Below are 26,610 nucleotides of genomic sequence, written 5' to 3'. Positions count from 1 at the left end.
CCACCACCGTCTACATTCGACACTCGACTACCGCACTCCACACGAAGTCCGTGTCGGTTATCGTCAAGGTCTCGTCCTCGCGGCATGAAACCCCGGTGTCCGGTTCCTGGGGACAACCTCAAGGGTGTGAGGAATGCTTCGAGCCGGGGGCCGCCAGGGGTGGGGATGTCCAAGCCCCCGAGAGAGCACCGTCGGGGCCGCCAGTCCCTGGCAGCGTCCGCCGGTTCAATTCGAACCACCAGGCCCGCCAGACCACGGCAGCGTCCACCGGATCAATTCGAACCGCGAGGCCCGCCAGACCACGGCAGCGTCCGCCACTTGAATTCGAACTACCAGGTCCGCCAGACCACGGCACGGAGCGGCCGGTGGCACCCGTGTGCTGGGTGTCACCGGCCGCTGCTGGTCAGCTCGCTAGTTGCGGACGATGGTGAAGGTCGACGTCGTGTTCTTGATGTCCTGCGCGTTGTTGCTCAGGCGCAGGTTGTTGAACGTCACCGAACCCACCGCTGGGCCCTGGCCCGGTTCCGGCAGTTCGTTCGCCCACAGCCCGAAGCCGGACTTCGCGTCGTAGGCGTCGCCGCTCTTCTGCGCGCCGGAGATCGACACGTTGGTGAAGATGGTGTCCTTGATCGGGAACTGGGGGTTGCCGGGACTGCTGTAGTTCGTCTGGAACATGATTCCCGAGTACGTCGGGTCGACGATGTCGACGTCGCTGACCCGGATTCCCTGGAACACCTTCGACGCGGAGAACACCCAGATGCCGGGGAACGTCTGACCGCCCCAGAAGTGTCCGCCCGCACGCACGATCGAGATGTTCTCGAACTTCGTGGGCGGGTCCGCGCCGAAGCCGTTCATCGGGTAGCCGAAGTCGAGCGAGCTGATCGTGATGCCCGAGTACACCAGCGTGTCCGCGATGTAGATGTTGCGGAACGTGTTGGCGTAGCCGCCGTAGACCGCGACGCCCGCCGCGCGCCAGGTCAGGGTCGTGGACAGGTTCTCGTAGACGTTGTCCTTCATGTCCGCGCCGCCCGCGTCGATGGCGGAGAACAGGGCGAAGGCGTCGTCGCCCGTGGCGCGCGCGTCGTTGTTGACCACGTGGTTGTTGGTGCTGCCGTTGGTCATGTTGATGCCGTCGGCGAACATGTTGCGGATGCGGGAGTTCTTGATGGTCACGTAGTCGGTGTTGGCGCCCCAGTAGAGGCAGACCATGTGCTCGACCCAGATGTTGTCGATCACCATGTTGGCCACGTTCGCGAAGTCGAACACCTTGCCCGGCCCGTCGATCCTCGACGTGTAGTTGCCGAGGTAGGTGAAGTTCGCGAACGACGACCCGTTGGCCGTGCCCTCGGCGCGGAAGCCGACGTCGGTGTTGTCCTGGGTGGACGGTGCCAGGAACCTGGTGTACCAGGGGCCCGCGCCGACGACCTTGACGGCCTTGCCGTAGACCTGGAACTTGCTCGCGGTCTGGTAGTCGCCCGCGGGCAGGTAGACGCCGACCAGGTTCCCCGTCGTGTCCATCCGCACGCGGTCCAGGGCGTTCTGCACGTCCTGGTGGCCGAACCCGGTCGGCACGGCGTACTTGGCCGGGTCCGGGTTCGGGATCGCCGTCACCTGCTCGGTGTTGACGAAGTCGATCGCGTAGTTGGTGGTGTTGGCCGCGTCCTTCTGGAGCTTGATCTTCGTTCCCGCGGGGAACGACGAGTTGAGCATGGTGGCGGCCTCGTCGTAGATGTGCCGCGCCTCGCCGCCGGGCGAGTTGCCCGGACCGGCCTCGGGGCCGTAGAGCCACGCGTACTTGGACGTCAGCGGCAGCGCCTTGTGGAAGGTGCCGTTGACGTAGACGTTGATCGTGGCGTTGATGCCGCCGCCACCGGCCGCGTCCGGGATGGAGAAGCGGGTGACGAGCGTGTTGGTGCTCGCCCTGGTGGTGAACTCGACGTAGCTGCCGGTCGAGTTGAGCGTGACGGCCCTGCGGCCGGACGCCTCGCCCGCGACGTCGCCGATCCTGCGGTTCGGGCCCACGACGGCCGCGCCACCGCCGACCGCCGCGTCCTCCGCCTCCAGCATGTCGTACGGCATGTTCGCGCCGCGCCCCACGAAGAACGGCTGCTCGCTGGTGTTGTTGGGCCGCTTGACCGGCAGCTCGTTGGCGTCGTCGGCCAGCACGACCTTGACGGTGTACTTGCCGTTGGCGGCCGTCCAGGAGCCGAGGTTCACCGGGGACGTGGTGGCGCCCGCGGCGATGGCGCCGCTGTAGGAGCCGGTCAGCGTCCGCACGACGGAGCCGGTGGTGGAGTTGACCACCTGGAGGGTGATGCCGTGCGCGCCGCTCGCCGAGGCGACCGTGCCCTGGTTCTTGACGGCCACCGAGAACGCGACCGCGGTGCCCGCGGACGGGTTGCCCGGTGTCCAGCCGACGACCGCGACCAGGTCCGAGCTGGCGACCGGCGTGACGACCAGCGGGCTGGAGCCCGCGAAGCTGTTGTTGGTCTCGTTGGACTCGATGACGGTGTTGGCCTCGTCGACCTTGGCGGTCAGCGGGTAGCTGCCCGCGTCGCGCGGTCCGACGTTGACCGACGCGGTCGCCGAGGCGCCCGCGGCCAGCGCGCCGACGGTGGCGGTGCCCACCTTCGTCGTGCCGAGGTAGAAGTTGACGTTGGTCGCGCCGGAGGCGACCGCGCCCGCGTTGCGGACCACCGCCGAGAGCGTGACGGCGTCGTTCTCGACCGGGGCGTTCGGCGACCACGAGGCGCCGGTGATCGTGAGGTCCGGGTTCGGCGCGGGGACGCCGACGACCTGGAACTCGGCGATCTGACCCGCCGGGGCGCCGGTGTTGGACGTGATCCGGAGCTGGACGTCGGCCAGGGACGCGCCGCCGACCGGGATCGTCACGATGTTGCTCGACGCCGGGTTGAACACGTAGTTCGCCGCCGGCACCACGTTCGTGAAGCCGGACGCGCTCTGCTCGCGGCCCAGCACCTGGATGTTCTGCGTGCGCGTGCCCCACGAGCTGTCCGGGTTGAGCTTGAGCACGACCGAGTCGACGGCGGCGTTCGCGCCGAGGCTCACCGCGAGGGTGTTCGGGTACGAGCCGCCCGCGCCCTCCCAGTAGGTGGCGGTGCTGTTGTCGTTCGCGTTGGTCGCGACGAACGTGAACACCGACGAGGACGCGGTGATCGGCTTGCCCACGGCCAGGTTCGTGCCGCCGGGACCGCCGGTCCCGTTGCGGGTCACGGTGTTGCTGTTGGCCGACTGGTTGCCCGCGGCGTCCTTCGCCCGCACGTGGTAGGCGACCGTCGCGGTGCCCGGCTGCGTGTCGGTGTAGGTGAGGACGTTGCCCGCGACGCTGGTGCGCAGCGAGTTGTTGGCGTAGACGTCGTAGCCCGTGACGCCGACGTTGTCGGTGGAGCCGCTCCACGTCAGGCGGATCTGGCCGGTGCCGGGCTCGGTGAACGCGAGGCCGGTCGGCGCGGTGGGCGCCTGCGTGTCACCGCCGGTCGGGCCGTAGACCTCGAACTCCGAGAGCTGACCGGCCTGCCACCCGGTGTTCGCCGTGATGGTCACGCGCACGTACCGGATCGTGGTGGCGGCGACGTCGACGGTGACGGTGTTCCCGCTCGACGGGGAGAACACGTAGCCCTTTGACGGGGCGAGGTCGGAGAAGGCGCTGCCGTTCGTGCTGCCCTGCACCGACAGCGTCTGCGTCCTGGTCTCCCACCCCGTCGGCAGCTTCAGCACGACCTTGTTCGTGGCGACCGACGACCCGAGGTCCGCCTGGATCCACTGGGGGAACGAGCCCCCGCTCTCCCAGTAGGTGGCCTGGTTGCCGTCGTTCACGTTGGCCGCGGGGTACTCCCCGTGGGCGCTGCTGGCGGAGACGGAGACGGCGGCCGCGGCGAGCCGGGCGCCCAGGGCGTTCTCCTGGGCGGGCGCCGCGTGCGCCGGAAGGCCCGGCCCGGCGAGTGCCACGAGGCAACTCGCGAGCAACGCGGCGGTGAGCCGCGTGATCAGGCTTGTGGTTCTCATCGCTGTCCTCTCTGCAGGGGAGGGAGACACCTCTGGACATGCCGGTGGGAGGGCTGCCGGTCAGGGGCAGGGGGATGACCGGTCGTCGGGGATGAATCGGCGTCCAGGCGGAATTACGAAGCTCTGCTAGTAATTTCCAAGATCATGCAACTTTTTTGCGTCGAGTTGAGCAAGAGTTACAGACGCGCTACAGCTACGTCAACGGTTGCGCGACCGCCGGGTCACCCCTCGCGCACGGCGGGGACCGTTCGGTCCAACGAGGACGACCGAACGGCGGCGGAACAGGCGCGGATCGCCGGTCAGGCGGTCAGGCGGTCTCTTGCGGAGCCGGTTCGACCCCGGCGGCCCGCTTCGCCACGCGGCGGGCGGCCACGGCACCCACGACGGTCATGACCACCAGCGCGGCGACCGAGAACAGGAAGACGGGGGACGTCGGGTCCTCTGCCGTGCCGCCGAGCGCGGTGTAGACGACCACGCCGGGCGCGATGCCCGCGCCGGTCCCGAGGACGAAGCCCCGCAGCCGCAGGCTGGTCACCGCGAGCACGTAGTTGAGCAGCGCGAACGGCCCCAGCGGCAGCAGGCGGAGCACGAACACGGTGGCGGCGCCGTACCGGTCGAGCAGGGCGTTGACGCTCGCCATCCGCTCCCCCGCCAGCCGCTCGACCGCGTCCTTGGACAGTCCGCGCCCCACCAGGAACGACCCCGCCGCGCCGAGCACCGCGCCCACCCACACCACGGGGACGCCGAGCACGGGGCCGAACAGCAGGCCCGCCACGGCGCACAGGACGGAGACGGGCAGGAAGCACGTGGTCGCCGCGGCGCAGAGGACGATGAACGCCACCGGGCCCAGCACGCCGAGGTCCGCGACCCACGCCTTGGCCGCCTCGACCGCGTCGACGCCTCCGGTCAGCGCCAGCCCGATCGCCGTCGCCAGGAGGGCGAGCAGCAGCCCGAGCCGCGGCCAGGGAGAGCGGACCAGGCGCTCGACGCCGCTCGGGCCTTCCTCGACCTGCACCGCGACACCCTCTCCGTGGACCACGCGCGATGCTAACCGGGACCGGTACCGGCGAGGGCGCGACGCACGTCCCCGAACGACTGGAACCGCACGGCCGGATAACGGAGAACAGCGTCACGATCCGACAACGCCGGCCGTCGGCGGTGGCTCGGGCTCGGCCGTTCGCCCGGCTTCCGCTGCGCCTTCCGGCCTACGCGCGGTACCGGTCCGGGAAACTCGGGAGAGAACCTTGACGACCGAATTTCGGAGCTGTTAACTCCACCACAACACCACTGGAACCGGTTCCGGGACCGGTTCCACCACTTCGAGAGAGCGCTCTCTCAGGATGGCCGGCCGACCGTGGAGGACCACGCAGGCCGGTCGAAACGCGCCCACAACCCTGCCCTCCCCCGGGCTTCTGGCCGTCTCCTCATTCCGACAGGCAGGAACATGAGACTCGCTGTCGCGTCATCACCGTCCCCCCGCCGCTCCCTGCGCAGGCTGTCCGTGCTCGTGGTCGCCACCGCGACCCTGCTCGGCGCCCTCTCCTCCACCGACTCCGCGCCACCGGCGAACGCCGCGCCCGTCCTGCTGTCGCAGGGCAAGCCGGTGACCGCGTCCTCGACCGAGAACGCCGGCACGCCCGCCACCGCCGCCGTCGACGGCAACGCGGGCACCCGCTGGTCCAGCGCGGCCTCCGACCCGCAGTGGCTCCAGGTCGACCTCGGCGCCACCTCGACCGTGAACCAGGTCGTCCTCAACTGGGAGGCCGCCTACGCGCGGTCGTTCCAGGTCCAGACCTCCGACAACGCCTCGACCTGGACGTCGATCTACACGACGACCACCGGCACGGGCGGTGCGCAGACCCTGGACGTGACTGGCACAGGCCGTTACGTCCGGGTGCTCGGCACCGCCCGTGCCACCGCCTACGGCTACTCGCTGTGGGAGTTCCAGGTCCTGGGCACGCAGGGCGGCAACCCCCCGCCGCCGACCTGCGGCTCGGCCAACTCGGCGCTGAACAAGACCGCCACGGCGTCCTCGACCGAGAACGCGGGCACGCCCGCCTCGGCGGCCGTCGACGGCAACGCGGGCACCCGCTGGGCGAGCACCGCGGCCGACCCGCAGTGGTTGCAGGTCGACCTCGGCTCGTCTCAAACGGTGTGCAGGGTCGGGTTGAGCTGGGAGGCCGCCTACGGCAGGTCGTTCCAGGTCCAGGTCTCGGAGAACGCGTCGACGTGGACGACCGTCCACACGACGACGACCGGAACCGGCGGGAACCAGGGTTTCGACGTCAGCGGGACTGGCCGTTACGTGCGCGTGTTGGGTACGGTGCGCGGAACCAACTACGGCTATTCCCTCTGGGAGTTCTCGGTGAACACCGTCGGTGGCACCGTGGACGTGCCCGTGACCGACCCGCGCAACCCGGACTTCGGTCCGAACGTGTCGGTCTTCAGCCCCAGCACCCCCGCGGGTGAGATCCAGGCGAAGCTGACGGCTGTCGCGAACCAGCAGCACACCAACCAGTTCGGCCCTGAGCGCTTCGCCCTGCTGTTCAAGCCGGGCAGCTACACCGCCGACGTGAACCTGGGCTTCTACACCCAGGTCGCCGGTCTGGGCCTCTCGCCGGACGACGTCAACCTCAACGGCCACGTGCGCGTCGAGGCCGACTGGCTCCAGCAGGGCGACAACCCGAACAACAAGGGCAACGCGACGCAGAACTTCTGGCGCTCCGCCGAGAACCTCTCGGTGACGCTGCCCGCCGGGCAGATCGAGCGCTGGGCCGTGTCGCAGGCCGCGCCGTACCGCCGCATGCACCTCCGCGGCCAGGCGCAGCTGTGGAACGGCGGCGACGGCTGGGCGTCGGGCGGCTTCATCGCCGACTCGCGCATCGACGGCGTCATCGAGTCCGGTTCGCAGCAGCAGTTCTACACCCGCAACAGCGACCTCAACGGCGGCTGGTCGGGCTCGGTGTGGAACATGGTGTTCCAGGGGACGAACGGCGCTCCGCCGCAGCACTTCCCGAACCCCTCGCACACGACCATCGACCAGACCCCGCAGGTCCGCGAGAAGCCGTTCCTCTACCTCAACGGCGCGGGCGAGTACAACGTCTTCGTCCCGGCGCTGCGGAACAACTCCCGCGGCACCACCTGGGGCAACGGCGCCCCGGCCGGTGAGTCGATCTCGCTGAGCCAGTTCTACGTGGTCAAGCCGGGCTCCTCGACGGCGACCGTCAACGCCGCGCTGGCGGCGGGCCGGAACCTGCTGTTCACCCCCGGCATCCACCACCTCAGCGAGTCCATCAGGGTGACCCGCCCGAACACCGTCGTGCTCGGCCTCGGTCTGGCCACCCTGCTGCCCGACAACGGCACCGCGGCCATCTCGGTGTCCGACGTGGACGGCGTGAAGCTCGCGGGCCTGCTGGTCGACGCCGGTCCGGTCAACTCCCCGGTCCTCGTCGAGATCGGCCAGGCGGGGTCGTCGGCCAACCACTCGGCGAACCCGACCTCGATGCACGACCTGTTCATCCGCATCGGTGGCACGGGCACGCTCGGCCGCGCCACGGTCAGCCTGCGGGTCAACAGCAACAACGTCATCGGCGACCACATGTGGCTGTGGCGCGCGGACCACGGCGCGAACGTGGCGTGGAACCTCAACACCGCGGCCAACGGCCTGGTCGTCAACGGCAACGACGTGACGATGTACGGCCTGTTCGTCGAGCACTACCAGGAGTACCAGACCATCTGGAACGGCAACGGCGGCAAGACGTACTTCTACCAGAACGAACTGCCGTACGACCCGCCGAACAACGCCTCCTGGAGCAGCGGGAACGGCAACCAGGGCTGGGCGGCGTACAAGGTGGCGGACTCGGTCAACACCCACCAGGCGTGGGGGCTGGGCAGCTACGCGTTCTTCCAGGCGAACCCGGCCGTCGTGGCCAGTCGCGGGTTCGAGGTGCCCAACAAGCCGGGCGTCCAGTTCCGCGACCTGGTGGCGGTCTCGCTCGGCGGGGTCGGCACGATCACCAACGTCATCAACAACGTGGGTGCCACGGCCAACCTGGCGAACCAGGTCAGCTACGTGGTCAGCTACCCGTAGAACCGGGTGTGGACGTCGAGCACCGCGGGACCCGTCCGGGTCCCGCGGTGCTCCGCGTTCCCGGCCCCGCTACTCGCAGGCGATGCCGTCGTTGTCGCTGTCGAGCTTGTAGACGTCGCTGCCGATCACCCGGATCGGACCGCTGACGTAGGCCGGGCCGTTGCCGCTGCCGCCCGCGCAGTCGACGTCGCTGGCGATCGGGACGCAGCCGGAGTAGTTCTGGTCGCAGTCGGACGCGGGGGCGGGGGCGGGTTCCGGTGCCGGAGCGGGCTCGGGTGCGGGCTCGGGCTTGGGTGCCGGCTGCTGCGTGACGGGCGGGGGTGCCACCACGGGCTGCTCCACCGTCGTCGTGGTGGTGGTCGTGGTGGTCGTCGTCGTGGTGGTCGTGGTGGGCGGTGCCGTGGTGGTGGTCGTGGTGCGTGCGGCCTTGGTGGTCGTCGTGGAGGCCTCGGCCGCGGTCTTGGTGGTCGACGGCTGCTCGGTGCCGCCGTTGGCCAGACCGATGACCACCAGCAGGCCGACGACGGCCGCGACGATCCACGCCGGACGGTGCTTCGAGAACGGGCCCGTGGGCCGCGCGGGCAGCGGGGCCACCGGCGCTCCGACGGGCGCGTAGGCGGTCGGGTCGGGCGCGGGCGGCGTGAAGACGGTCGGGGCGGGCGGTGCGGGCGGAACGAAGGCGGTCGGGGCCTGTGCGGGCAGCGGGAGGACGCCGTCGCCGTGGCGGGGCAGGCTCAGCACGACCTCCAGGCCCCTCGCGCCGCGCTGGACGGTGGCCGTGCAGCCGGGACGGCCGCCCTGGGCGATCACCTGCGTGACGAGCGGGGCGTAGCGCCGGGACATCAGGTGGGTCAGCTCCCCGACGCGCTTCCCGTCCAGCCGGACCTCGATGCCGCGTTCGCCGCGGTACTTGCCGGAGCTGATGGTGCACCACGCGAGTTCGACGGCGACGTGCCGCTGTTGACCGTCGGTCACGGTGTAGCGGGCCAGCGCGAGCTGGTGGTGCTCCTCACGGGTGACCGTGACGGACACCTCGGCGTCCAACTTCACCAGTCCCGTCGCCGAATTCTCGATCACCGTGCACTCCAGACGCTCAACGGACGTTCGTATGCCTGACCATCGGCGGCGCGCGCAGGTCGTTACCGTCCGCTACGAACGGGTCACGGTTCCCCTGACCGGGTAACGGACGGGCGGGGCAGCCCGATCGGCGCGTCGCTTCCAGGCGGTGCGGTCGCGGGTGTCGACCTACTCTCCACTCGTGGACCTGCCCGTGATGCCGCCGGTGAAGCCGATGCTCGCGCGATCCGTTCCCGAGGTGCCCGAGGCACCGGGGATGTCGTACGAGCCGAAGTGGGACGGGTTCCGCTGCGTGGTGTTCCGCGACGGCGACGAGGTCGAACTCGGCTCGCGCAACGACCGGCCGTTGACCCGCTACTTCCCCGAACTGGTCGACCTGCTGTCGACGGTGCTGCCGCGGCGGTGCGTGGTGGACGGCGAGATCGTCGTGGTGACGGGCGCCGGGCTCGACTTCGACTCGCTCCAGCTCCGCCTGCACCCCGCCGCGTCCCGCGTGCGCAAGCTCGCCGAGGAGACACCCGCGAGCTTCGTCGCGTTCGACCTGCTCGCATTGGGGGACCGGGACCTGACCGGGTTGCCGTTCTCGGAGCGGCGGGCCCTGCTGGCGGACGTCGTGGACGGGGACCTGGCGCGGGTGCACCTGACGCCGCTGACGACCGATCCGGTGGTGGCGCGGGACTGGTTCACGCGGTTCGAGGGGGCCGGGTTCGACGGGGTCGTGGCGAAGCCCGACGCGCCCTACGAGCAGGACAGGCGGGTGATGTGGAAGGTCAAGCACGAGCGGACCGCGGACTGCGTGCTGGCCGGGTTCCGGTGGCACAAGGACGGGGTGGGGGTCGGCTCGCTGCTGCTGGGGTTGTTCGACGAGGACGGGGTGCTGCACCACGTGGGGGTGGCCAGCAGTTTCACGGCTGCTCGGCGGAGGGAACTGGTGGAGGAGTTGGAGCCGTTGCGGAGGGACGCCCTGGAGGGGCATCCGTGGCGCGGGTGGGCTGAGGCAGGCGCGTCCGGGGCGGCGTCCGGGCGGGTTCCCGGTGGGCAGAGCCGGTGGAGTGCGGGGAAGGACCTGTCCTGGGAGCCGTTGCGGCCCGAGTGGGTCGCCGAGGTTCGGTACGAGAACGTGGCCGGGGGGCGGTTCCGGCACATGAGCCGGTTGGTGCGGTTCCGGTGGGACCGGGAGCCCGCGTCCTGTACCTACGGGCAGTTGGAGGTTGTGGCCCCGGCTGAGTTGGGGAGGTTGTTCGGGGGGTCTGGGTGAGGGGTGTTGTGGCCCCTGTTGCGAATTCCGGCTTTGAGGGCGGCTTCCGGCGTGGGAGCGGTGGTGGCTGCGGCTTCCAGCGTGCTGTGGCCGATTTGACTTGGGGGCCCCTCATCCGACCCTTGATCGGGCTTGGGGGCAGGTGGTGAAGCCCTGCCCGATCACTAGTTCAAGGGTCAAATCCCCAAGTAAAATCGGCCACGTCCCGTGGCCGGTCGGCCCGAGTTCGCAGTGGGTCAAGCCCGTGTTCGCAGCAGGTCAACCCGTGTTGGTGGCCGGTCAGCCCGAGTTCGCGGTGGGTCGGCCCGTTGTGTCGATCCTGGGGCGATCGGCCAATTGTTCCCGCTGCGTCGTGCCCCTGTCTTCGCCTTGTTCCCTGTCTCGCCTTGTTCCCTGTTTCACCGGTGGCTCTGCCCTGGTGTGCTCTGCTCTGGCGTGCTCTGCGTTGGTGGGAGATGTGCGGCGCCGGCGGGCGTTGTGCCCACCAACCCACCGGCGCCGCGGGGAGCAGGTCTTGTGCGGCCTCGGGTCGAGCGAACCCCTCAGTCGCTCGACCTGCGGCCTTCTCTCGCGGCGTGAGTCGCGAGTGCTCCTACGGCCGGGCTGTTGCCGCTGGTCTGCCCCAGGCTGCTGGGCGGACCGCTGAGGGGCGGGTTCGGCCGTGGTGTTCTGGTCTGGTCAAGCAGACCGTGGCTCGTGCTTGGCGTAGTTCGGCGGCGTTGACCACGCAGGTCTCGACCGCTCTTCCGTTCCTCACACCGTCCGACACGGGTGCTATCCCAGCAGATCGGTCAGGCGATCCTGTCGTCCGGGAGCTCCAACAGCTCGTCCAGGACAGAACACGCAGGTCCGCGCCGTCGCCAGGAGAACCTGGCCGGGGCGAGGACGTTCTGCTCGTCCGCGGGCATCCGGGTCGCGACGGCGTCGTCCTCGGTGTGCAGGCGGACCACGTCGATCACGTTGTCGTGCGCCCGGACGCCGACCACGGCGGCCAGCTCGCCGCGCGCGTCGGTCGGGTGCAGGAACTGGAAGCCGCGCGCGATGAGTTCGCGCAGGCGGACCTCAGCCCGCTCGGTGGTGTCAACTGGTGAAGTCATCGAATTCGCCGTCCTTGGCGCCTGCCAGGAATGCCGTGATCTCGGCACGGGTGTAGACCAGCGCTGGTCCGTCGGGGAAGCGCGAGTTGCGCATGGCGATGTCGCCGCCGGCCAGTGCCGCCACCTCGACGCAGTTCCCGACGGCGCCGCTGTAGCTGCTCTTCGTCCACGTCGTACCGGCGAGCTGCGCCGCCGGCATGCCGTTGCGGATCTCGTTCTCCACGACACCACCCTCAGAAGCCTCAGAGGTGCATCTGCACGTGCATCTGGCTGAGCAGAGAACGTAGCACCCAGTTTCGCACGGGTAAATGCACGTGCAGATGCGAGGGGTAGCCCGATCGGGTTAAATTTCCGCGCGCACCTTTGCCAGCATCTGGCGGGTGCGGTCGGGGGTCAGAGCGTCTACGGTCAGCCGGTCGAACACGCGGCTGTAGAGCTCCACCTCGTCACGTTTGTCCAGGTAGAGGGCACCGGCGAGGTGTTCGATGTAGACCAGGTCCGGCAGCTCCGGCTCACCGAACCGGAGCATGGTGAACGGCCCCTCCGCTGCGTAACCGCTGAGCTGGTAGGGCACCACCTGAAGAGTGATCTGCGCCTGTTTGGTGAGGTCCAGCAGATGGTCCAGTTGGGCGAGCATGATGTCGCGTCCGCCGATGGGGCGGTGCAGCACGGACTCGTCGACGACCGCCCACAGCCGCGGCGCACCGGGCCTGTTGAGGATCCTCTGGCGGTTCATCCTGAGGCGGACGCGGCGCTCGACGTCCTGCCCCGCGGAGTCCGGTCTGCCGTGGCTCGCGATGGCGCGCGCGTAGTCCTCGGTCTGCATCAGGCCGGGGACGAACTGGAGCTCGTAGGTGAGGATGCGGGTGGCCGCCTCCTCCAGTCCGACGTAGTCCTGGAACCAGTCCGGCATGAGGTCGTTGAACCGGTGCCACCAGCCCGGTTGGTTGGACCGCTTGACCATCTCCAGGAACGTCTCGCGGTCGGCCTGGTCCGTGACGCCGTACATCGTGAGGAGGTCGGCGACGTCGCGCTCCTTGAGACCGACCCGGCCGAGCTCCAATCTGCTGATCTTCGATTCGGAACCCCGAATCGAATATCCGGCGTCCGCGCGGGAGATCTCGGCGGCCTCGCGCAGCCGCCGCAACTGGGCCCCGAGGACGATCCGCAGAGCGGTAGGTCCACCGGACGAGGCAGCGGGATCAACCGTGGTCATAACCGTCCTCCTGCGATTCCCGGCACCTGCGTCCACCCGTGACAGCCGGTCCACCCGAACAGCGGTTGCGCTCAGCGAAGGCCTCGAAGCCCGGTAACCGAACGTACACCGCCTGTCCCCAAGGTCAACTTCGTGCCTGATGCTCGCACTTCGAGCCCATATGCTTACGCTAGGTGCACTGTGATCCGGTGCACACACTCCCCCGGAAAACAACGCTCTGTGAGGCCCCAGATGCCTGGTAGCCCGTCCCCGTCGGACGTTGCCGCACCCGTCTACATCGACACGACCAAGGCGAGCATCGCCAGGGTCTACGACGCCTTCCTCTACGGGAAGGACAACTACGAGATCGACCGCGAGGTCCTCCGGCGCGTGCAGCGGGTGGCACCGGAGGCGGCGACGCTGGCGTGGGACAACAGGGCGTTCCTGATCAGGGCGAGCCGGTTCATCGCGAGCCAGACGGGCATCACGCAGTTCCTCGACCTCGGCTCCGGGCTGCCGACGGCGGAGAACACCCACCAGGTCGTGCAGCGGCTCCAGCCCGACGCGACGGTCGTCTACGTCGACAACGACCCGGTGGTGCTGGCGCACGGGCGGGCGCTGCTGGAGGAGAACGACCAGACGCACTTCACCGCGGAGGACATCTTCGAGCCGGAGAAGATCCTGGAGAACGAGGTCGTGCGCAAGCACATCGACTTCGACAAGCCGGTCGCCCTCTTCCAGATGGGCACGCTGCACCACTACGACGGCGAGCGCTCCCCCGCCGACATCATGAAGGCCTACGTCGACGCGCTGCCGTCGGGTTCCTACGTCGGGCTGTCGCACTTCTACGACCCGCAGACCGAGGAGCACAGCGAGCTGGCCCGGCGCATGGAGGAGACCTTCCTGCACAGCCCGATGGGCACCGGCGTGTTCCGCAAGCGGGACGAGATCCTGGCGATGTTCCCCGGCCTCGACCTGATCGACCCCGGTCTGACGCTGTGCGCCGAGTGGTGGCCGGACGGCCCGCAGATCAAGCCGCTCGACCAGGTGTCGTACTGCATCGTCGGCGCGGTCGGCCGCAAGCCCTAAGCACAGCGCCACCGCGCGTGGGCCACACGATCGGGTGACATTTGCCGCCGTTCGGCCTCACGTGGGTGTCCTTGGACGGGTGGGGGCACCCGCGTGACCGGCCACTTCCCCGGTGACTTGACCGGCAACGGTTGTAAGTGTGCACTCACATACATGTCGCTCACCGAGACACCCCGCTCCACCGCCGACGCCCGTCGCACGACGGTCGTCGCCAAGGCGGTGGCGGTCTTCGGCCGCGGCGGCTACCACGCCACGCCGGTCACGGACGTCGCGAACGCCGCCGGGATCTCCCAGGCGTACGTGCTCCGGCTGTTCGGCGGCAAGCTCGGCCTGTTCACCGCCGCGCTCGACCGCTGCTACCTGCTGATCCGCGAGGCCCTCACCGCGGGCGCGGAGCAGGTGCCGGACGGCACGCCCGCCGAGGTGCTGGAGGCGATGGGCGACGCGTACGCGGGGCTCATCGCCGACCGCGACCTGCTGATGCTCCAGATCCACGCGCAGAGCGCGTCGGACGTCCCGGAGATCCGCGACGCGGTGCGGCGCGGCTACGCGTCCGTGGTCGAGCACGCCAAGGAGCTGTCCGGCGGCGGCGACGCCGAGGTGCAGCGGTTCATCGCCCTGGGCCAGCTCTGCCACCTGATCGTCGCCGCCGACCTGGGCGCGGTCGACGCGAACTGGGCCAGGGTCCTGACGGCCGGGATGCGCCACCCCTCCTGACCCCCGACACCGTGCCCCACCCGCGTTCCTGCACGCCCGCAGAAGTATGTGACCACTCACAAACATGAGCAGCACGCCATGGCGCGAACCATCGAGACCGTCCTCCCCGGCGTCGTGGAGCCGACCGGTCACCGCCGTCGGCGCGGGCGTGTCGCCCTCACTGGCGGGCGGGCGCTTCGCCGCGCTGACCAAGACCGGAGCCCAGGCGAGCCACGTGGTGCTGGACGCCGCCGACCTGGCGCCGGTCCCCGACGGCGTCGGCTCCACGCTCGTCCAACTCGCCCGGCACGCCGGTATCCGGGTGATCGGCACCGCGTCGCCACGCCACCACGACACCGTGACGGCTGGGCGCACCACCGGACCCCCGACCTCCCGGCACGGGTGCGGGCGCTCGCACCGAACGGGGTCGACGCGGTGTTCGACCACGTCGGCGGTCCCGGCGTGGTCGACTCGTTCCGACTCCTGGCGAAGGGCGGGACGCTCGTGTCCTACGGCAGCGCCTCCCCCCGCGACGACGGCGGGTCGAAGCGGCTCCCCGTGCTCAAGCTGATCGGCAGGCTGCCGTGGTGGAACCACCTCCCCAACGGCCGCAACGCCACTTCTACAACATCTGGGCGGGCGTACGCCGCACGGCGGCGTTCCGCTCCAGGCCGGCCCGAGGACCTGGGCCGCGTGTTCGACCTGCTCGCAGCCGGCACGGTGACCGCACAGGTCGCCGCGACGTTCCCGCTGACCGAGGCCGCGGCGGCGCTCACGCTCGCCGAGTCCGGCACGGTGGCCGGGAAGGTCGTGCTCGTCCCCGCCACCGACGCCTGACGCCGTGCCCGCGGAATCCACAGTGGACCCACCCAGCCGTGACCGGTTCCGCTCGGGGGACGCGCCCCGCGCCCTCTCCGATCGGGCAGGTGGTCACCCCCTGCCCTTCACCCCGGTCGAAGGGCCGGATCCAGGGGCCCCGAGCACAACCGGCCACACCCACGACGCGAACGACCGGACCGCCTTCCACGTACCAACCGCGCGGTGGCCGACCGCACCAGCTCGATCACCCGCCGAACCACCCGGCGACGTCCAACCGGAACCCGTCCGCGGGCACCACCGCGCGCAACCCGCCTTCCAGGTCCCGCAACCGCCGCTCCCCCAGCACCTCCGCCCACTCCCCCCGCAACCGGTCGAAGATCTCCGCCGACCGCTCCAGCGCGTCGATCCCGTGCGGCGTCAGGCGGACCAGCTTCCGCCGGGCGTCCACGGGGTCGTCGACGCGTTCGGCGTACCCCAGGACCTCCAGCCGGTCCACCGTCTTCCCGGCCGCCTGCTTGGAGATCCCGAGCCGTCGCCCCACGTCGCTGGCGGTGGCGCCACCGACGCCGATGGCCTGCATGGCGAAGCCGTGGGCGGGCCGGACGTCCGGGTGCCCCACCAGCGCCAACTCGGCGTGCAGGCGGTCGATGAGCGAGCGGAAGCCCGCGAACAGCAGCAGCGGCAGCTCGAACCCCGGCTCAGCCATTGCAAAACTCGACAACCAGGTTTACGGTTTGGTCAACCACGTTGTCGATTCTAGGGGAAGTGCGCCATGTTCACCGACCACACCACCGACACCGCGCCACCGGCCGCGCGCAAGACCATGACCGCGATCGAGACCAGGGTCGGGCGACTGCCCCCCGCGGTGGCCAGGATGGCCGAGTCACCGGAGCTGCTCGACGGTTTCCTCAGGAGCAGCGGACTGTTCGACGCGTCCACACTGGACCCGGTCGCGCGCGAGGTCGTCGTCATGACGATGGCGACCCGCAACCCCTGCCACGTCTGCGTCGCGGTGCACACGGCGAAGCTGCGCGCGCTGGACGCCGACGAGGACCTGGTGGTGGCGCTGACCGGGAGCGGACCGCTGCCGGACGAGAGGCTCGACGCGCTCCGGACGTTCACGCTGGAGGTCCTGCGCACCGGGGGCGAGGTGGACGACGACACGCTCACCGCGTTCCTGCGCAACGGTCACACGCGCCGCAACGCGCTGGAGGTGGTGCTGGGCATCGGCGCCTACACGATGTCCACGCTGGCGAACAGGATGACCCGCGCCCCGCTCTAGCGCGCCGCCCACAGCGCCGTCCAGCGGGCCTCCAGCTCGGCGAACGCCTCGTCGTCCAGACCGTAGGTGCTCAGCACGGCCATGGCCGACGGCGCGTCCACCAGGACGAGCAGGCCCTCGCCCCAGGCGTCGACGGTGACGCCGACCTGGTTGGCGGACCGGAACCACGGTTCCCCGTCGAGGTCGACGGTCTCCAGCAGCGTCGTCGCCGGGCCGTCGCCGGAGAAGTACAGGGTCCGCCGCTCCGCACCGGGCTGCCGCTCCACGGCGAACCGCAACTGCTGGAGGAACGTCGTCCACCCCTCGGTGACGAGGTCGTGGAAGGCGTCCGCGTCGTCCCCGCGCGGCGCGCGGTCCAGCACGACCGCGGTGCCCTCGCCCGACGGGGTCAGCCGGAAGCGGTCGCCGCCGCTCAGCGCGAGGACGTGACCGTCCTCGACGACGTCGGTGAAGTAGATCTGCTCGACCTCGGCGTCGAGGCCGTCGTAGTCCCACCCGTGCCACCGGCGGACCACCTCCTCGTCCCGCAACGCCTTCCACACGGTGTCGAGCGGCGCGGCGACGGTGACCTCGAGTCCGGACACGGCTGACCTCCACGGAGACGGCTAATCAGGTCCACAATGCCAGTTCCACGGCTACCGGAGGAGCGGAACGGGATGACGGGCTGGACGTTGCGCGGTGGGACCGACCCGGACTCGGCGAACCTGGCCGCACTGCTGGCGCACCGGGGGTTCGAGGGGCTGTCCGAGGCCCTGCTGTTCGGGATCGGCGGCGGGATCGGGGCCGGGTACATCCTGTTCCAGTTCTCCCACGACGGCGGCCGCGTCGTGGGGGTGGGCTTCGACAACACGTGGCAGTACCTCGGCAGGCGGGTCGACCGGACCGTGGAGCGGCTGGGGATCGCCGTCGACCGGCACCGGACCGCGGGCGGCGCCGGGGCGGCCAAGCGGCTGACCGCGGAGCTGGAGCGGGGCAGGCCGTGCCTGGTGTGGCCGGACCGGTACCACGTGGGCTACTGGCACCTGCCCGAGGCTCTGGACGGGTTCGGCGGTCACTCGATCGTGGTCTACGGCGAGAGCGGCGGCCGGGTGCTGGTGGACGACCGGAACCTGGCGCCGCTCACCGTCGACCGCGCCGACCTCGACCGGGCGCGGGCGCGGGTGGGCACGTTCCGCAACGCGCTGCTGGTCGTCGACGACGAACCGCGCGAGGTGGACGTCCGGAACGCCGTCCGGGCCGGGCTGGCCGACGTCGTGGAGCACCTCGGCAGGCCGTCGGACTCCTTCGGGCTGCCCGCGTGGCGCAAGTGGGGCCGGATGATGACCGACGAGCGCGCCGCGAAGGCGTGGCCGAGGGTGTTCGCCGACGGGGTGGGGCTGACGGGCGCGCTGCTGAGCGTGTGGGAGGGCGTCGAACCGGCCGGGATGACCGGCGGGAACCTGCGACCGCTGTTCGCGGACTTCCTGGACGAGGCGGCGGCGCTGCTGGACGTCCCCGCGCTCGCCGACGAGGCGGTGCGCTGGCGCGGCATCGCGGAGCGGTGGCACGAGCTGGCGGAGGTGGCGCTGCCCGCGGACGTGCCCGTCCTCGCCCGGCTGCGGGAGCTGACCGCCGCGGTGGCGAACGGGGTCGCGCGCGGCGACGAGGGCGCGGAGGACCGCGCGACCGCCGCGGCGGAGCTGTGGGAGCTGCGGGCCGCCCACACCGCCGAGCCGCCGTTCGACGGTGCCGCGACGGGAGAGGTCTTCCGCCGCACGGGCGCTGCGCTGCTGGGCCTGCACGCTGCCGAAACGGCCGCGATCTCGGCCCTCGCGGAGGTGAGGGTCGGTTAACCTGCCCCGGTGGAGTGCACACCGACGTTCCTGCGGGCCCGCAGGCCAGAGCACAAGCAGCAGCGCTACGACGCGATCCGCGCCGCCGCTCGCGCGCTGGCCGTCGAGCGCGGCGTCCGGTCGGTCAGCCTCGGTGACATCGCCGCGGCGGTGGGTGTGCACAAGTCGGCGATCCTGCGGTACTTCGAGACGCGCGAGGAGATCTACCTCAGCCTCGGGGCCGACGCGTGGAGCGAGTGGAACCGGGCGGTGCACGCGGAACTCGACGGCGTGGTGGACGGGTCGCCGCGGCTGGTCGCGGACGTCCTGTCGCGCACCCTCGCGGAACGGCCGCTGCTCTGCGACCTGCTGACCCAGGCCCCGCTGACCCTCGAACGGCACGTGTCCACGAGCGCGCTGCGGTCGTTCAAGGTGGAGCTGCTGGAGGCGGCCGAGTCCCTGGCCGAGCTGGTGGGCCGGGTGGTGCCGGAGGTCGGGCCCGAGCGCGGGTTCGACGTCATCGGCGCGCTGGCCTGCTTCGCGGCGTCGCTGTGGCAGGTCTCGCACCCGTCGGAGGAGCTGGCCGCGCTCTACGCCGCGGAACCGGAGCTGGCACGCGGGTGCCCCGACTTCGTGCCCGCCGTCCACCGCTTCACCCTGGTGTTCATCACGGGCCTGATCGCGACCGAGGACTAGCGCCGCACCGAATGGCAAAAACGGTGAAAGGCCGTGCGCGGCGGCGGGTGGTGCCGATGCGCGGTGGTGCCTACGGGTGATCGCTCGATCACTCCGAGCAGCATGGCGCTGAGCCGTTCGGCCGCGTGCCACCGGGTGCGGCTCCCCCGCCGGGCTACCCTGGCCGAGGAGCGCATGGAGGTGGTGGTGGACGTCGACCTGCGGAAACTCCGGTACTTCGTCGCGGTCGCCGAGGAGTTGAACTTCCGCCGCGCCGCCGAGTCGTTGCACGTCGCGCACCAGGTGCTGTCCCGCCAGATCAGTGCGCTGGAGGGCGAGCTGAAGGCCCGGCTGTTCCTGCGCGACAAGCGCGGCACCGAGCTGACCCCGGCGGGCGCGCAGCTGCTGACCGACGCCAGACCGCTGCTCGCGAACGCCGACGCGCTGCGCCGCAGGGTGGGCAGGGTGGCGCGCGGGGCCGACCGGTTCACCGTGGGGTTCGTGCCGGGGCTGGTCGTGTCGGCGGCGATCCGCGTGCTGGCGTCGCGGCACCCCTCCCTCACCGTCGACGTGGTGCGCACCGGCCCGCACGACCAGACCGACGTGGTCCACGACGGGCGGGTGGACGTGAGCTTCGTGCGGCTGCCCGTGGACCAGCGCGGGCTGCACCTGCGGCCCCTGTTCACCGAACCGCGCGCGGTCGTGCTGCCGGTGGGCCACCGCCTGGCGGGGGCGACGTCCGTCGGCATCGCCGACCTCGCCGACGAGCACCTGGTGCAGGACCCGGACTCGGTGCCGCAATGGCGTGACACCGCCGCGGAACGGCGCACCGGGCGGCGGTCCGCCGCGCCTGCCGTGCGCACGGTGGAGGAGGAGCTGGACCAGGTCGCCGCGGGAGCCGGGGTGCTGGTGCTGCCGCTGTCGGTCGCGGGCTTCCACACCCGCCGCGACCTCACGTCCGTGCCGGTCTACGACATCGGCCCGTCGCACGTCTGCCTGGCGTGGGACGCCTCCCGGCGGAGCCCGCTGGTCCACGAGTTCGCGGCCATCGCCGAGGAGCACCACCGGGCGCGCCAGGCCACCTGAGACGATAAGAGGACACTGGCCTGTTGTTAAGTGGACGCCGTTCTATTAACGTGGCACCCAAGTGGGGTACGCCATGAACGGAGCTGCAACGTGGTCGAGATCCGAATGCGGGTCAACGGCGTGACCGAGAAGGTCGACCTGTCACCGCAGGTCAGCCTGCTCGACGCGCTGCGTGGGGAACTGGGGTTGACCGGTACCAAGAAGGGGTGCGACCAAGGCGCCTGCGGCGCCTGCACGGTGCTGGTGGACGGGGAGCGGATCAACTCCTGCCTCGCCCTGGCCGTCCAGTACGACGACCGCGACATCACCACCGTCGAGGGTCTGGCCGACGGGGGCGAGGCGCACCCGCTCCAGAGGGCGTTCATCCGCAACGACGGCCTCCAGTGCGGCTACTGCACCTCGGGGCAGCTGTGCTCGGCCGTCGGGATGCTCAGCGAGCACGCGGCAGGCGCGCCGAGCGCCGTGACCGAGCACCTGTGCGACACCGACGTGGTCCTGTCGGACGACGAGATCCGGGAGCGCATGAGCGGCAACCTGTGCCGCTGCGGCGCCTACAACGGCATCGTCGCGTCCATCAGGGAGGTGGCGGCGCCGTGAAGACCTTCGCCTACCTGAGCGCGCCGGACGTGCCGAGCGCCGTCCGCGCGATCTCCACCGAGCCGGGGGCGAAGTTCCTCGGCGGCGGGACCAACCTGGTCGACCTGATGCGCGAGGGCGTCGAGGCGCCGGACACGGTCATCGACATCACCCGCCTGCCGCTGACCGGGATCGAGGAGCTGCCCGACGGTGGCGTGCGGATCGGCGCGCTGGTCCGCAACAGCCACCTCGCGGCGAACCAGCTCATCCGGAGCCGCTACCCGGTGCTGTCCCAGGCGCTCCTGACCGGCGCGTCCGCGCAGCTGCGCAACATGGCGACGGTCGGCGGCAACCTGTTGCAGCGCACCAGGTGCCTCTACTTCTACGACGGCGCGGCGGCGTGCAACAAGCGCGAGCCGGGCAGCGGGTGCGACGCGATCGGCGGCTTCAACCGGGGCAACGCGATCCTGGGCGCCTCGGAGAGCTGCATCGCCACCCACCCGTCGGACATGGCCGTCGCGCTGGTGGCGCTGGACGCGGTCGTCGAGGTCGAGAGCGTGCGCGGCACGCGCCGGATCCCGCTGGTGGACTTCCACCAGCTCCCCGGCACGACGCCGCAGGTGGAGACCGCGCTGGCGGCCGACGAGCTGATCACCGCCGTCGAGCTGCCGCCGCTGCCGCTGGCCGCGACCTCGCGCTACCGCAAGGTCCGCGACCGCGCGTCGTACGCGTTCGCGCTGGTGTCCGTCGCCGCGGCGCTGGAGGTCGAGGGCGGTGTCGTGACCGGCGTGCGGATCGCGCTCGGCGGCGTGGCCACGAAGCCCTGGCGCGCCCACGAGGCCGAGCGGGTCCTGCTCGGCGCACCGGCCACCGACGAGTCGTTCCAGCGCGCGGCCGAGGCCGAGCTGGCGCCCGCTGTCGCCAGGTCTCAGAACGAGTTCAAGATCGAGCTGTCGCGGCGGGCGATCGTCGCCACGCTCCGCAGGCTGCTGACCGAGGGAGGCGCGGCGTGACGCAGGTCCAGAACCCGCCGGTCGTCGGAACCACGTCGACCGGCAAGTACGTCGGCCGGGCGATCGACCGCGTCGACGGGGCCGTGAAGACCGACGGCAGCGCCACGTTCGCCGCCGAGGTCCCGTACGCGAACCTCGCGCACGCCGTGCTCGTGCACTCGACGGTCAGCCGCGGCCGGATCACCGCCATCGACACGACCGCCGCCACCGCGCTCGACGGCGTGATCTCGGTGATCACCCACGAGAACGCCGTGCCCATGCGGCCTCCCGCGAAGGTGAGCCCGGTCGACATCGACTCGATGGCGCCGGGAACGATGGTCAACTACCTCAACACCGACGAGGTGTCGTGGAACGGCCAGCCGATCGCGGTCGTCGTCGCCGAGACGCTGCACGCCGCGCACGAGGCGGCCTCGCTGGTCCGCGCCACCTACGACGTCCAACCGTCCACGGTGGACTTCAAGGCCGAGGCGCCGAACGCGGAACCCCAGCCGAGCAGCCTGATCCTGCCGTCGGGCGGGAGCAAGGGCGACGCCGAGGCCGCGCTGGCCGCCGCGCCCGTGTCGGTCGACCTCCGGTTCACCACGCCGATGCACCACCACAACGCCATCGAGCCGCACGCCACCACGGCCGCGTGGGACGGCGACAGGCTGACGGTGCACGACGCCTCGCAGAGCGTCGTGTGGATCCGCAAGCACCTGGCGCACAAGTTCTCCGTGCCCGCGGAGGGCATCCGCGTGATCGCCCCGTTCGTCGGCGGTGGGTTCGGCGGCAAGGCCAACGTGTGGGCGGGCACGATCCTGACCGTGCTGGCCGCGCGGATGACCGGTCGGCCGGTGCGGATGCTGCTCACCAGGGAGGGCGTCTACCGGACGGTCGGGGGGCGCACGCCCACGATCCAGCGGGTGGCCCTCGGGGCGCGCCCCGACGGGCACCTGACCTCGTTGATCCACACGAGCGTGTCCCAGCTGGGCAGGGTCGGCGGCATGGCGGAGCCCGTCACGTCGCAGTCGAGCCACCTGTACGCGGCGGACAACATCCTGCTGAAGCAGGACGTCGTGAAGCTGGACCAGATCGCGAACACGTCGATGCGGGCCCCCGGTGAGGCGATCGGCACGTACGCGATCGAGGTCGCGATCGACGAGTTGGCCTCCGAGCTGGGCATGGACCCGATCGCGCTGCGGATGCGCAACGAGCCGGAGACGGACCCGATGCACGGGCGGAAGTTCTCGCACCGGATGCTGCGCGAGGCCTACGCGCGCGGGGCGGAGCGGTTCGGCTGGGCCGACCGGGCTCCCGTTCCGGGCGCGACGCGGGACGGGCGCTGGCTGGTGGGCACGGGTGTCGCCACGGCCTACCACCCGTCGTTCCAGCTGCGCGCCAACGTGACCGTGCGCGTGTCGGTCGACGGCGGGGTGCTGGTGCGGTGCGGGTTCCAGGAGATGGGCATGGGTGGAGCCACCGCCCAGGCCCAGATCGCGGCGGACGCGCTGGGGGTGCCGTTCGAGTCGGTGCGGGTGGAGTACGGCGACACCGCGCTGCCGTTGGCCCCCATGGCAGGCGGGTCGGCGCAGACGGCCAGCGTCGCGACCAGCCTGCTCGCGGCCTGCGAGAAGCTGAAGAAGTCCGTGCTGGAGCTGGCGGGGAAGTCCCCGGAGTCGCCGCTGCGCGGGGCTCGGCTCGCGGACCTGTCGGCTCGCGACGGCGGGCTGTTCCACGGCGGCAGCGGTGAGACCTACGCGTCGATCCTGGCTCGGGCCGGGGTTCCCTCCGTCGACGAGGCGATCGGGTCGGAGACGAAGCTCGGGAACCTCGTCGGGAACGTGAAGTTCATGTCGAAGTTCATGATGGACCGGCGGCGGTGGGTGAAGGCGGCGTGCGGCGCGCAGTTCTGCGAGGTGCGCGTGGACGTCGACACCGGCGAGGTCCGGGTGTCGCGGTGGCTCGGGGTGTTCGACGTGGGCACCGTGATCAACGCGAAGACCGCCACCAGCCAGCTGCGCGGCGGCATCGTGATGGGCATCGGCGCCGCGCTGTCCGAGGAGTCGCTGGTGGACCCGCGGTCCGGGCGGATCATGAACCCGAGCCTGGCCGAGTACCACCTGCCGGTGCACGCCGACGTGCCGACCATCGACGTCGAGTACCTGGACGTGCCGGACCCGACCATGCCGCTGGGCCTGCTCGGGATCGGCGAGGTCAGCATCACCGGCGTCGCCGGAGCCATCGCGAACGCCGTGCACCACGCCACCGGCAAGCGGGTGCGCGACCTGCCGATCACGCTGGACAAGCTGCTCTGACGGCTCGTACCGGATCGGGAACCGTTGCCCGCCAACGGTTCCCGATCCGGCGTGCCGCGGGACGGACGCCGGTCCGCGGGCCGCGCCGGACCCCGTGGTCCACGTGGTCGCGCCGGTGTGCGCGGCACCCCGGCGGTGCCGAACGCTTCGGGAGCGCCGCGTCACACCACCGCGAACCAACTTGTTGGTCGGTTAGCCTGGATCCGTGACAGGACAAGCAGTCGACGTCCACCGCCCCTCCACACCCCTCGCCACCCGGTCCCCCACGACCGTGGTGGCGGTCCTCGCCTCCGGCGGGCTGGCGGCGTCGCTGATGCAGACGATCGTCATCCCGCTGGTCCCCGAGTTCCCCCGGCTCCTGCGCGCGTCCCCGGTCGACACCTCGTGGGTGATCACCGCGACGCTGCTCGCCGCCGCCGTCATCACCCCGGTCAGCGGGCGTCTCGGCGACCTCTACGGCAAGCGCCGGATGCTGGTGGTCAGCCTGGTGACGCTCGCCGCGGGCTCGGTGATCTCCGCGCTGGCCGAGTCGGTGTGGCCGATGGTCGCGGGCCGGGTGCTCCAGGGCTGCGCGATGGGCGTGGTGCCGCTGGGCATCAGCATCATGCGCGACCAGCTCCCGCCGTCACGGGTCGGCGCGGCCATGGGGCTGATGAGCGCGACGCTCGGCGTCGGCGGCGCGATCGGCCTGCCGCTGTCCGCGGTGGTCGCCCAGCACACCCACTGGCACGTGCTGTTCTGGGGCTCAGCCGTCCTCGGCCTGGTGTGCGCCACCCTGGTCAGGACGCTCATCCCGGAGAGCCCGCGAGCGCCGAGGGCCCGGTTCGACCTGCTCGGCGCGGTGTGGCTGTCGGTCGGCCTCACGGCCCTGCTGCTGGCCACGATCAAGGGCGGGGGCTGGGGGTGGACCGGCGTCCCGACGCTCGCGCTGTTCGGCACCGCGGCGGTCCTGCTGCCGCTGTGGGCCCGCTACCAGCTTCGGACCACCGATCCCCTGGTGGACCTGCGGGTGTCGGCCCGCCGCCCGGTGCTGCTGACCAACCTGTCCGGCGTCCTCATCGGGTTCGCCATGTACGCCTCCTCGCTGCTGTTCCCGCAGCTCCTCCAGGCTCCGGTGGAGACCGGGCAGGGCCTCGGGCTGTCGATGGTCGGCGCGGGTCTGGCGGTCGCGCCGCTGGGCGTGGTGATGATGCTGCTGTCGCCGTTCTCCGCCCGGATCTCCGACCGGTTCGGCGCGCGGACGACGCTGCTGGTCGGGGTGGCGGTCATCGCGGTGGGCAACGGGATGGCGGTCGTGCTGACCTCGGCGGTCTGGCAGGTCGTGGTCGCCTCGGCGATCATCGGCGGCGGCATCGGCATCGCCTTCTCCGCGATGCCCGCGCTGATCATGGGGTCGGTGCCGCTCGGCGAGACGGCGTCGGCCAACGGCGTGAACACCCTGATGCGCTCCATCGGCACGTCCACGGCCAGCGCGGTGCTCGCGACCGTGCTGGCGAACACCGCCACGGCCACCGGCCCGTCGCGCTTCGGCTTCCACGTGTGCTTCATCGCCGCCGCGGGCGCGGCGCTCCTGGGGCTCGCCGTTGCCGCGTTCATCCCGAAGGGCACGGCATGATCGACGGATCCCGACCACCAGGAGGAGCAGCATGACCGACACCGCGCCCGTCTCGGACCTGCGGGGCTGGAAGCACCGACCGTTCACCGCGGCGGGCATCACCCACGACTGCTTCGAGAAGGGCGAGGGCCCGGGGGTGGTGGTGCTGCCCGAGATCCCCGGCATCCACCCCGAGGTGCTGGGCTTCGCCGACCACCTCGTCGACCAGGGGTTCACCGTGGTCCTGGTGTCGCTCTACGGCGTGCCCGGCAAGGAGGTCTCGACGGGCTACGGGCTGTCGTCGATGGCGAAGGTCTGCGTGTCGAAGGAGTTCCGCGCGCTCGCCACCAACGCGCACCGCCCCGTCACCGACTACCTGCGCGCGGTGTCCCGCGACCTGGCCGCCCGCACGCCCGGCAAGGGCGTCGGCGTGATCGGCATGTGCTTCTCCGGCGGCTTCGCGCTCGCCGCGGCCGTGGACGACGTCGTGCTCGCCCCGGTGATGAGCCAGCCGTCGGTGCCGTTCCCGTTCGGCGCCGCCCGCAAGCGCGACCTCGGGCTCTCGCCCGCCGAGGCCGACCGGATCGTCGCCCGCACGAGGGACGAGGGCCTGTGCGTGCTCGGGATGCGGTTCAGCGAGGACTTCATGGTCCCCGGTGAGCGCTTCCAGCACCTGCGGGAGCGGCTCGGCGACGCGTTCGAGGTGATCGAGCTGGACTCCGGGCCGGGCAACGGGGGCGGCTTCACGACGAAGGCCCACTCGGTGGTCACCGGTGAGGTGCGCGACCGGCCGGGCCACCCGGCGCTGGGCGCGCGGAACCGGGTCGTGGAGTTCTTCCGCGAACGCCTCACGGCGTGAGCCTGCACTGCTGGTGAACACGTCGGCGTTCGACGCGTGCCGGCGCGGGCCGACGCGCCGGCGGTAGGTTCGG

At 71.1% G+C, this 26,610-nt stretch carries 22 protein-coding genes; 14 read left to right on the top strand and 8 right to left on the bottom strand.

Annotation, left to right across the window (positions count from 1 at the left end; translation table 11 throughout):
• Positions 1 to 411: 411 nt before the first annotated feature.
• Positions 412 to 4,026 (bottom strand): CARDB domain-containing protein, encoded by a 3,615-nt coding sequence (locus VFZ92_RS28105; protein ID WP_330879061.1) that lies wholly within the window; start codon positions 4,024 to 4,026, stop codon positions 412 to 414.
• A 307-nt stretch (positions 4,027 to 4,333) separates the two neighbouring features.
• Positions 4,334 to 5,065, bottom strand: a complete 732-nt coding sequence (locus VFZ92_RS28100; protein WP_330879060.1) for a TVP38/TMEM64 family protein — start codon at positions 5,063 to 5,065, stop codon at positions 4,334 to 4,336.
• 405 nt (positions 5,066 to 5,470) lie between these two features.
• Between VFZ92_RS28100 and VFZ92_RS28095 the strand changes: the two genes are divergently transcribed.
• Positions 5,471 to 8,116, top strand: a complete 2,646-nt coding sequence (locus tag VFZ92_RS28095; RefSeq protein WP_330879059.1) for a discoidin domain-containing protein — start codon at positions 5,471 to 5,473, stop codon at positions 8,114 to 8,116.
• 69 nt (positions 8,117 to 8,185) lie between these two features.
• Here the strand turns inward: VFZ92_RS28095 and VFZ92_RS28090 are convergent, their stop codons facing one another.
• The gene (locus VFZ92_RS28090; protein WP_330879058.1) at positions 8,186 to 9,193 is read right to left on the bottom strand and encodes a hypothetical protein; all 1,008 of its coding nucleotides are present in this window, start codon (positions 9,191 to 9,193) and stop codon (positions 8,186 to 8,188) included.
• Positions 9,194 to 9,374: 181 nt separating this feature from the next.
• Here VFZ92_RS28090 and VFZ92_RS28085 point away from each other — a divergent pair, with 181 nt between their 5' ends.
• Positions 9,375 to 10,451: an ATP-dependent DNA ligase gene (locus VFZ92_RS28085; protein ID WP_330879057.1), complete on the top strand. Its 1,077-nt coding sequence runs from the start codon at positions 9,375 to 9,377 to the stop codon at positions 10,449 to 10,451.
• Between the two features lie 791 nt (positions 10,452 to 11,242).
• On the opposite strand, the gene VFZ92_RS28080 is transcribed toward VFZ92_RS28085, so the two are convergent.
• From VFZ92_RS28080 to VFZ92_RS28070, 3 genes are all read right to left on the bottom strand, one after another.
• On the bottom strand, positions 11,243 to 11,548 hold the full coding sequence (locus VFZ92_RS28080; protein ID WP_330879056.1) for a hypothetical protein: 306 nt from the start codon (positions 11,546 to 11,548) through the stop codon (positions 11,243 to 11,245).
• Positions 11,532 to 11,747 carry a DUF397 domain-containing protein gene (locus VFZ92_RS28075; RefSeq protein ID WP_330879064.1) on the bottom strand — a complete coding sequence of 72 codons (216 nt, stop codon included), beginning with the start codon at positions 11,745 to 11,747 and terminating at the stop codon, positions 11,532 to 11,534. The genes VFZ92_RS28080 and VFZ92_RS28075 overlap by 17 nt, the downstream gene beginning before the upstream one ends.
• A gap of 144 nt (positions 11,748 to 11,891) precedes the next feature.
• Entirely contained in the window at positions 11,892 to 12,764 is an 873-nt protein-coding gene (locus VFZ92_RS28070; protein ID WP_330879055.1) for a helix-turn-helix transcriptional regulator, read from the bottom strand.
• Between the two features lie 231 nt (positions 12,765 to 12,995).
• Here VFZ92_RS28070 and VFZ92_RS28065 point away from each other — a divergent pair, with 231 nt between their 5' ends.
• From VFZ92_RS28065 to VFZ92_RS28055, 3 genes are all read left to right on the top strand, one after another.
• Entirely contained in the window at positions 12,996 to 13,832 is an 837-nt protein-coding gene (locus tag VFZ92_RS28065; RefSeq protein ID WP_330879054.1) for an SAM-dependent methyltransferase, read from the top strand.
• 153 nt (positions 13,833 to 13,985) lie between these two features.
• Positions 13,986 to 14,549: a TetR/AcrR family transcriptional regulator gene (locus VFZ92_RS28060; protein ID WP_330879053.1), complete on the top strand. Its 564-nt coding sequence runs from the start codon at positions 13,986 to 13,988 to the stop codon at positions 14,547 to 14,549.
• Positions 14,550 to 14,930: 381 nt separating this feature from the next.
• On the top strand, positions 14,931 to 15,365 hold the full coding sequence (locus VFZ92_RS28055; protein ID WP_330879052.1) for a zinc-binding dehydrogenase: 435 nt from the start codon (positions 14,931 to 14,933) through the stop codon (positions 15,363 to 15,365).
• A 226-nt stretch (positions 15,366 to 15,591) separates the two neighbouring features.
• Here VFZ92_RS28055 and VFZ92_RS28050 read toward each other — a convergent pair whose 3' ends face one another.
• Positions 15,592 to 16,053: a MarR family winged helix-turn-helix transcriptional regulator gene (locus tag VFZ92_RS28050; protein ID WP_330879051.1), complete on the bottom strand. Its 462-nt coding sequence runs from the start codon at positions 16,051 to 16,053 to the stop codon at positions 15,592 to 15,594.
• Positions 16,054 to 16,119: 66 nt separating this feature from the next.
• On the opposite strand from VFZ92_RS28050, the gene VFZ92_RS28045 reads away from it, so the two are divergent.
• Positions 16,120 to 16,629, top strand: a complete 510-nt coding sequence (locus VFZ92_RS28045; RefSeq protein ID WP_330879050.1) for a carboxymuconolactone decarboxylase family protein — start codon at positions 16,120 to 16,122, stop codon at positions 16,627 to 16,629.
• On the opposite strand, the gene VFZ92_RS28040 is transcribed toward VFZ92_RS28045, so the two are convergent.
• Positions 16,626 to 17,213 (bottom strand): hypothetical protein, encoded by a 588-nt coding sequence (locus VFZ92_RS28040; protein WP_330879049.1) that lies wholly within the window; start codon positions 17,211 to 17,213, stop codon positions 16,626 to 16,628. The two genes, VFZ92_RS28045 and VFZ92_RS28040, sit on opposite strands and share 4 nt — an antisense overlap.
• 72 nt (positions 17,214 to 17,285) lie before the next feature.
• On the opposite strand from VFZ92_RS28040, the gene VFZ92_RS28035 reads away from it, so the two are divergent.
• From VFZ92_RS28035 to VFZ92_RS28000, 8 genes are all read left to right on the top strand, one after another.
• The gene (locus VFZ92_RS28035; RefSeq protein WP_330879048.1) at positions 17,286 to 18,461 is read left to right on the top strand and encodes a BtrH N-terminal domain-containing protein; all 1,176 of its coding nucleotides are present in this window, start codon (positions 17,286 to 17,288) and stop codon (positions 18,459 to 18,461) included.
• 9 nt (positions 18,462 to 18,470) lie between these two features.
• Positions 18,471 to 19,136 (top strand): TetR/AcrR family transcriptional regulator, encoded by a 666-nt coding sequence (locus VFZ92_RS28030; protein ID WP_330879047.1) that lies wholly within the window; start codon positions 18,471 to 18,473, stop codon positions 19,134 to 19,136.
• Positions 19,137 to 19,238: 102 nt separating this feature from the next.
• A complete protein-coding gene (locus VFZ92_RS28025; RefSeq protein ID WP_330879046.1) occupies positions 19,239 to 20,201 on the top strand; it encodes a LysR family transcriptional regulator in 963 nt (320 codons plus the stop codon).
• A 90-nt stretch (positions 20,202 to 20,291) separates the two neighbouring features.
• A complete protein-coding gene (locus VFZ92_RS28020) occupies positions 20,292 to 20,798 on the top strand; it encodes a (2Fe-2S)-binding protein (RefSeq protein WP_330879045.1) in 507 nt (168 codons plus the stop codon).
• Positions 20,795 to 21,790 carry a xanthine dehydrogenase family protein subunit M gene (locus tag VFZ92_RS28015; RefSeq protein WP_330879044.1) on the top strand — a complete coding sequence of 332 codons (996 nt, stop codon included), beginning with the start codon at positions 20,795 to 20,797 and terminating at the stop codon, positions 21,788 to 21,790. The genes VFZ92_RS28020 and VFZ92_RS28015 overlap by 4 nt, the downstream gene beginning before the upstream one ends.
• Positions 21,787 to 24,084: a xanthine dehydrogenase family protein molybdopterin-binding subunit gene (locus tag VFZ92_RS28010; protein WP_330879043.1), complete on the top strand. Its 2,298-nt coding sequence runs from the start codon at positions 21,787 to 21,789 to the stop codon at positions 24,082 to 24,084. The genes VFZ92_RS28015 and VFZ92_RS28010 overlap by 4 nt, the downstream gene beginning before the upstream one ends.
• 205 nt (positions 24,085 to 24,289) lie before the next feature.
• Entirely contained in the window at positions 24,290 to 25,699 is a 1,410-nt protein-coding gene (locus VFZ92_RS28005; protein ID WP_414720035.1) for an MFS transporter, read from the top strand.
• Between the two features lie 31 nt (positions 25,700 to 25,730).
• Complete coding sequence (locus VFZ92_RS28000) at positions 25,731 to 26,537, top strand: dienelactone hydrolase family protein (protein WP_330879042.1); 807 nt, start codon at positions 25,731 to 25,733, stop codon at positions 26,535 to 26,537.
• Positions 26,538 to 26,610 lie beyond the last annotated feature (73 nt).

The sequence above is a fragment of the Umezawaea sp. genome, assembly GCF_036375055.1.
Lineage (GTDB): Bacteria > Actinomycetota > Actinomycetes > Mycobacteriales > Pseudonocardiaceae > Umezawaea.
Note: the sequence above shows the minus strand (reverse complement) of the source record. Positions and strands in the feature narration are given on the sequence as shown.

Coding starts and splice junctions, on each gene's coding strand:
- VFZ92_RS28105 (WP_330879061.1), bottom strand. CDS start 4,026: ATGAGAACCACAAGCCTGATCACGCGGCTCACCGCCGCGTTGCTCGCG.
- VFZ92_RS28095 (WP_330879059.1), top strand. CDS start 5,471: ATGAGACTCGCTGTCGCGTCATCACCGTCCCCCCGCCGCTCCCTGCGC.
- VFZ92_RS28080 (WP_330879056.1), bottom strand. CDS start 11,548: ATGACTTCACCAGTTGACACCACCGAGCGGGCTGAGGTCCGCCTGCGC.
- VFZ92_RS28075 (WP_330879064.1), bottom strand. CDS start 11,747: ATGCCGGCGGCGCAGCTCGCCGGTACGACGTGGACGAAGAGCAGCTAC.
- VFZ92_RS28070 (WP_330879055.1), bottom strand. CDS start 12,764: ATGACCACGGTTGATCCCGCTGCCTCGTCCGGTGGACCTACCGCTCTG.
- VFZ92_RS28065 (WP_330879054.1), top strand. CDS start 12,996: ATGCCTGGTAGCCCGTCCCCGTCGGACGTTGCCGCACCCGTCTACATC.
- VFZ92_RS28060 (WP_330879053.1), top strand. CDS start 13,986: ATGTCGCTCACCGAGACACCCCGCTCCACCGCCGACGCCCGTCGCACG.
- VFZ92_RS28050 (WP_330879051.1), bottom strand. CDS start 16,053: ATGGCTGAGCCGGGGTTCGAGCTGCCGCTGCTGCTGTTCGCGGGCTTC.
- VFZ92_RS28045 (WP_330879050.1), top strand. CDS start 16,120: ATGTTCACCGACCACACCACCGACACCGCGCCACCGGCCGCGCGCAAG.
- VFZ92_RS28035 (WP_330879048.1), top strand. CDS start 17,286: ATGACGGGCTGGACGTTGCGCGGTGGGACCGACCCGGACTCGGCGAAC.
- VFZ92_RS28025 (WP_330879046.1), top strand. CDS start 19,239: ATGGCGCTGAGCCGTTCGGCCGCGTGCCACCGGGTGCGGCTCCCCCGC.
- VFZ92_RS28000 (WP_330879042.1), top strand. CDS start 25,731: ATGACCGACACCGCGCCCGTCTCGGACCTGCGGGGCTGGAAGCACCGA.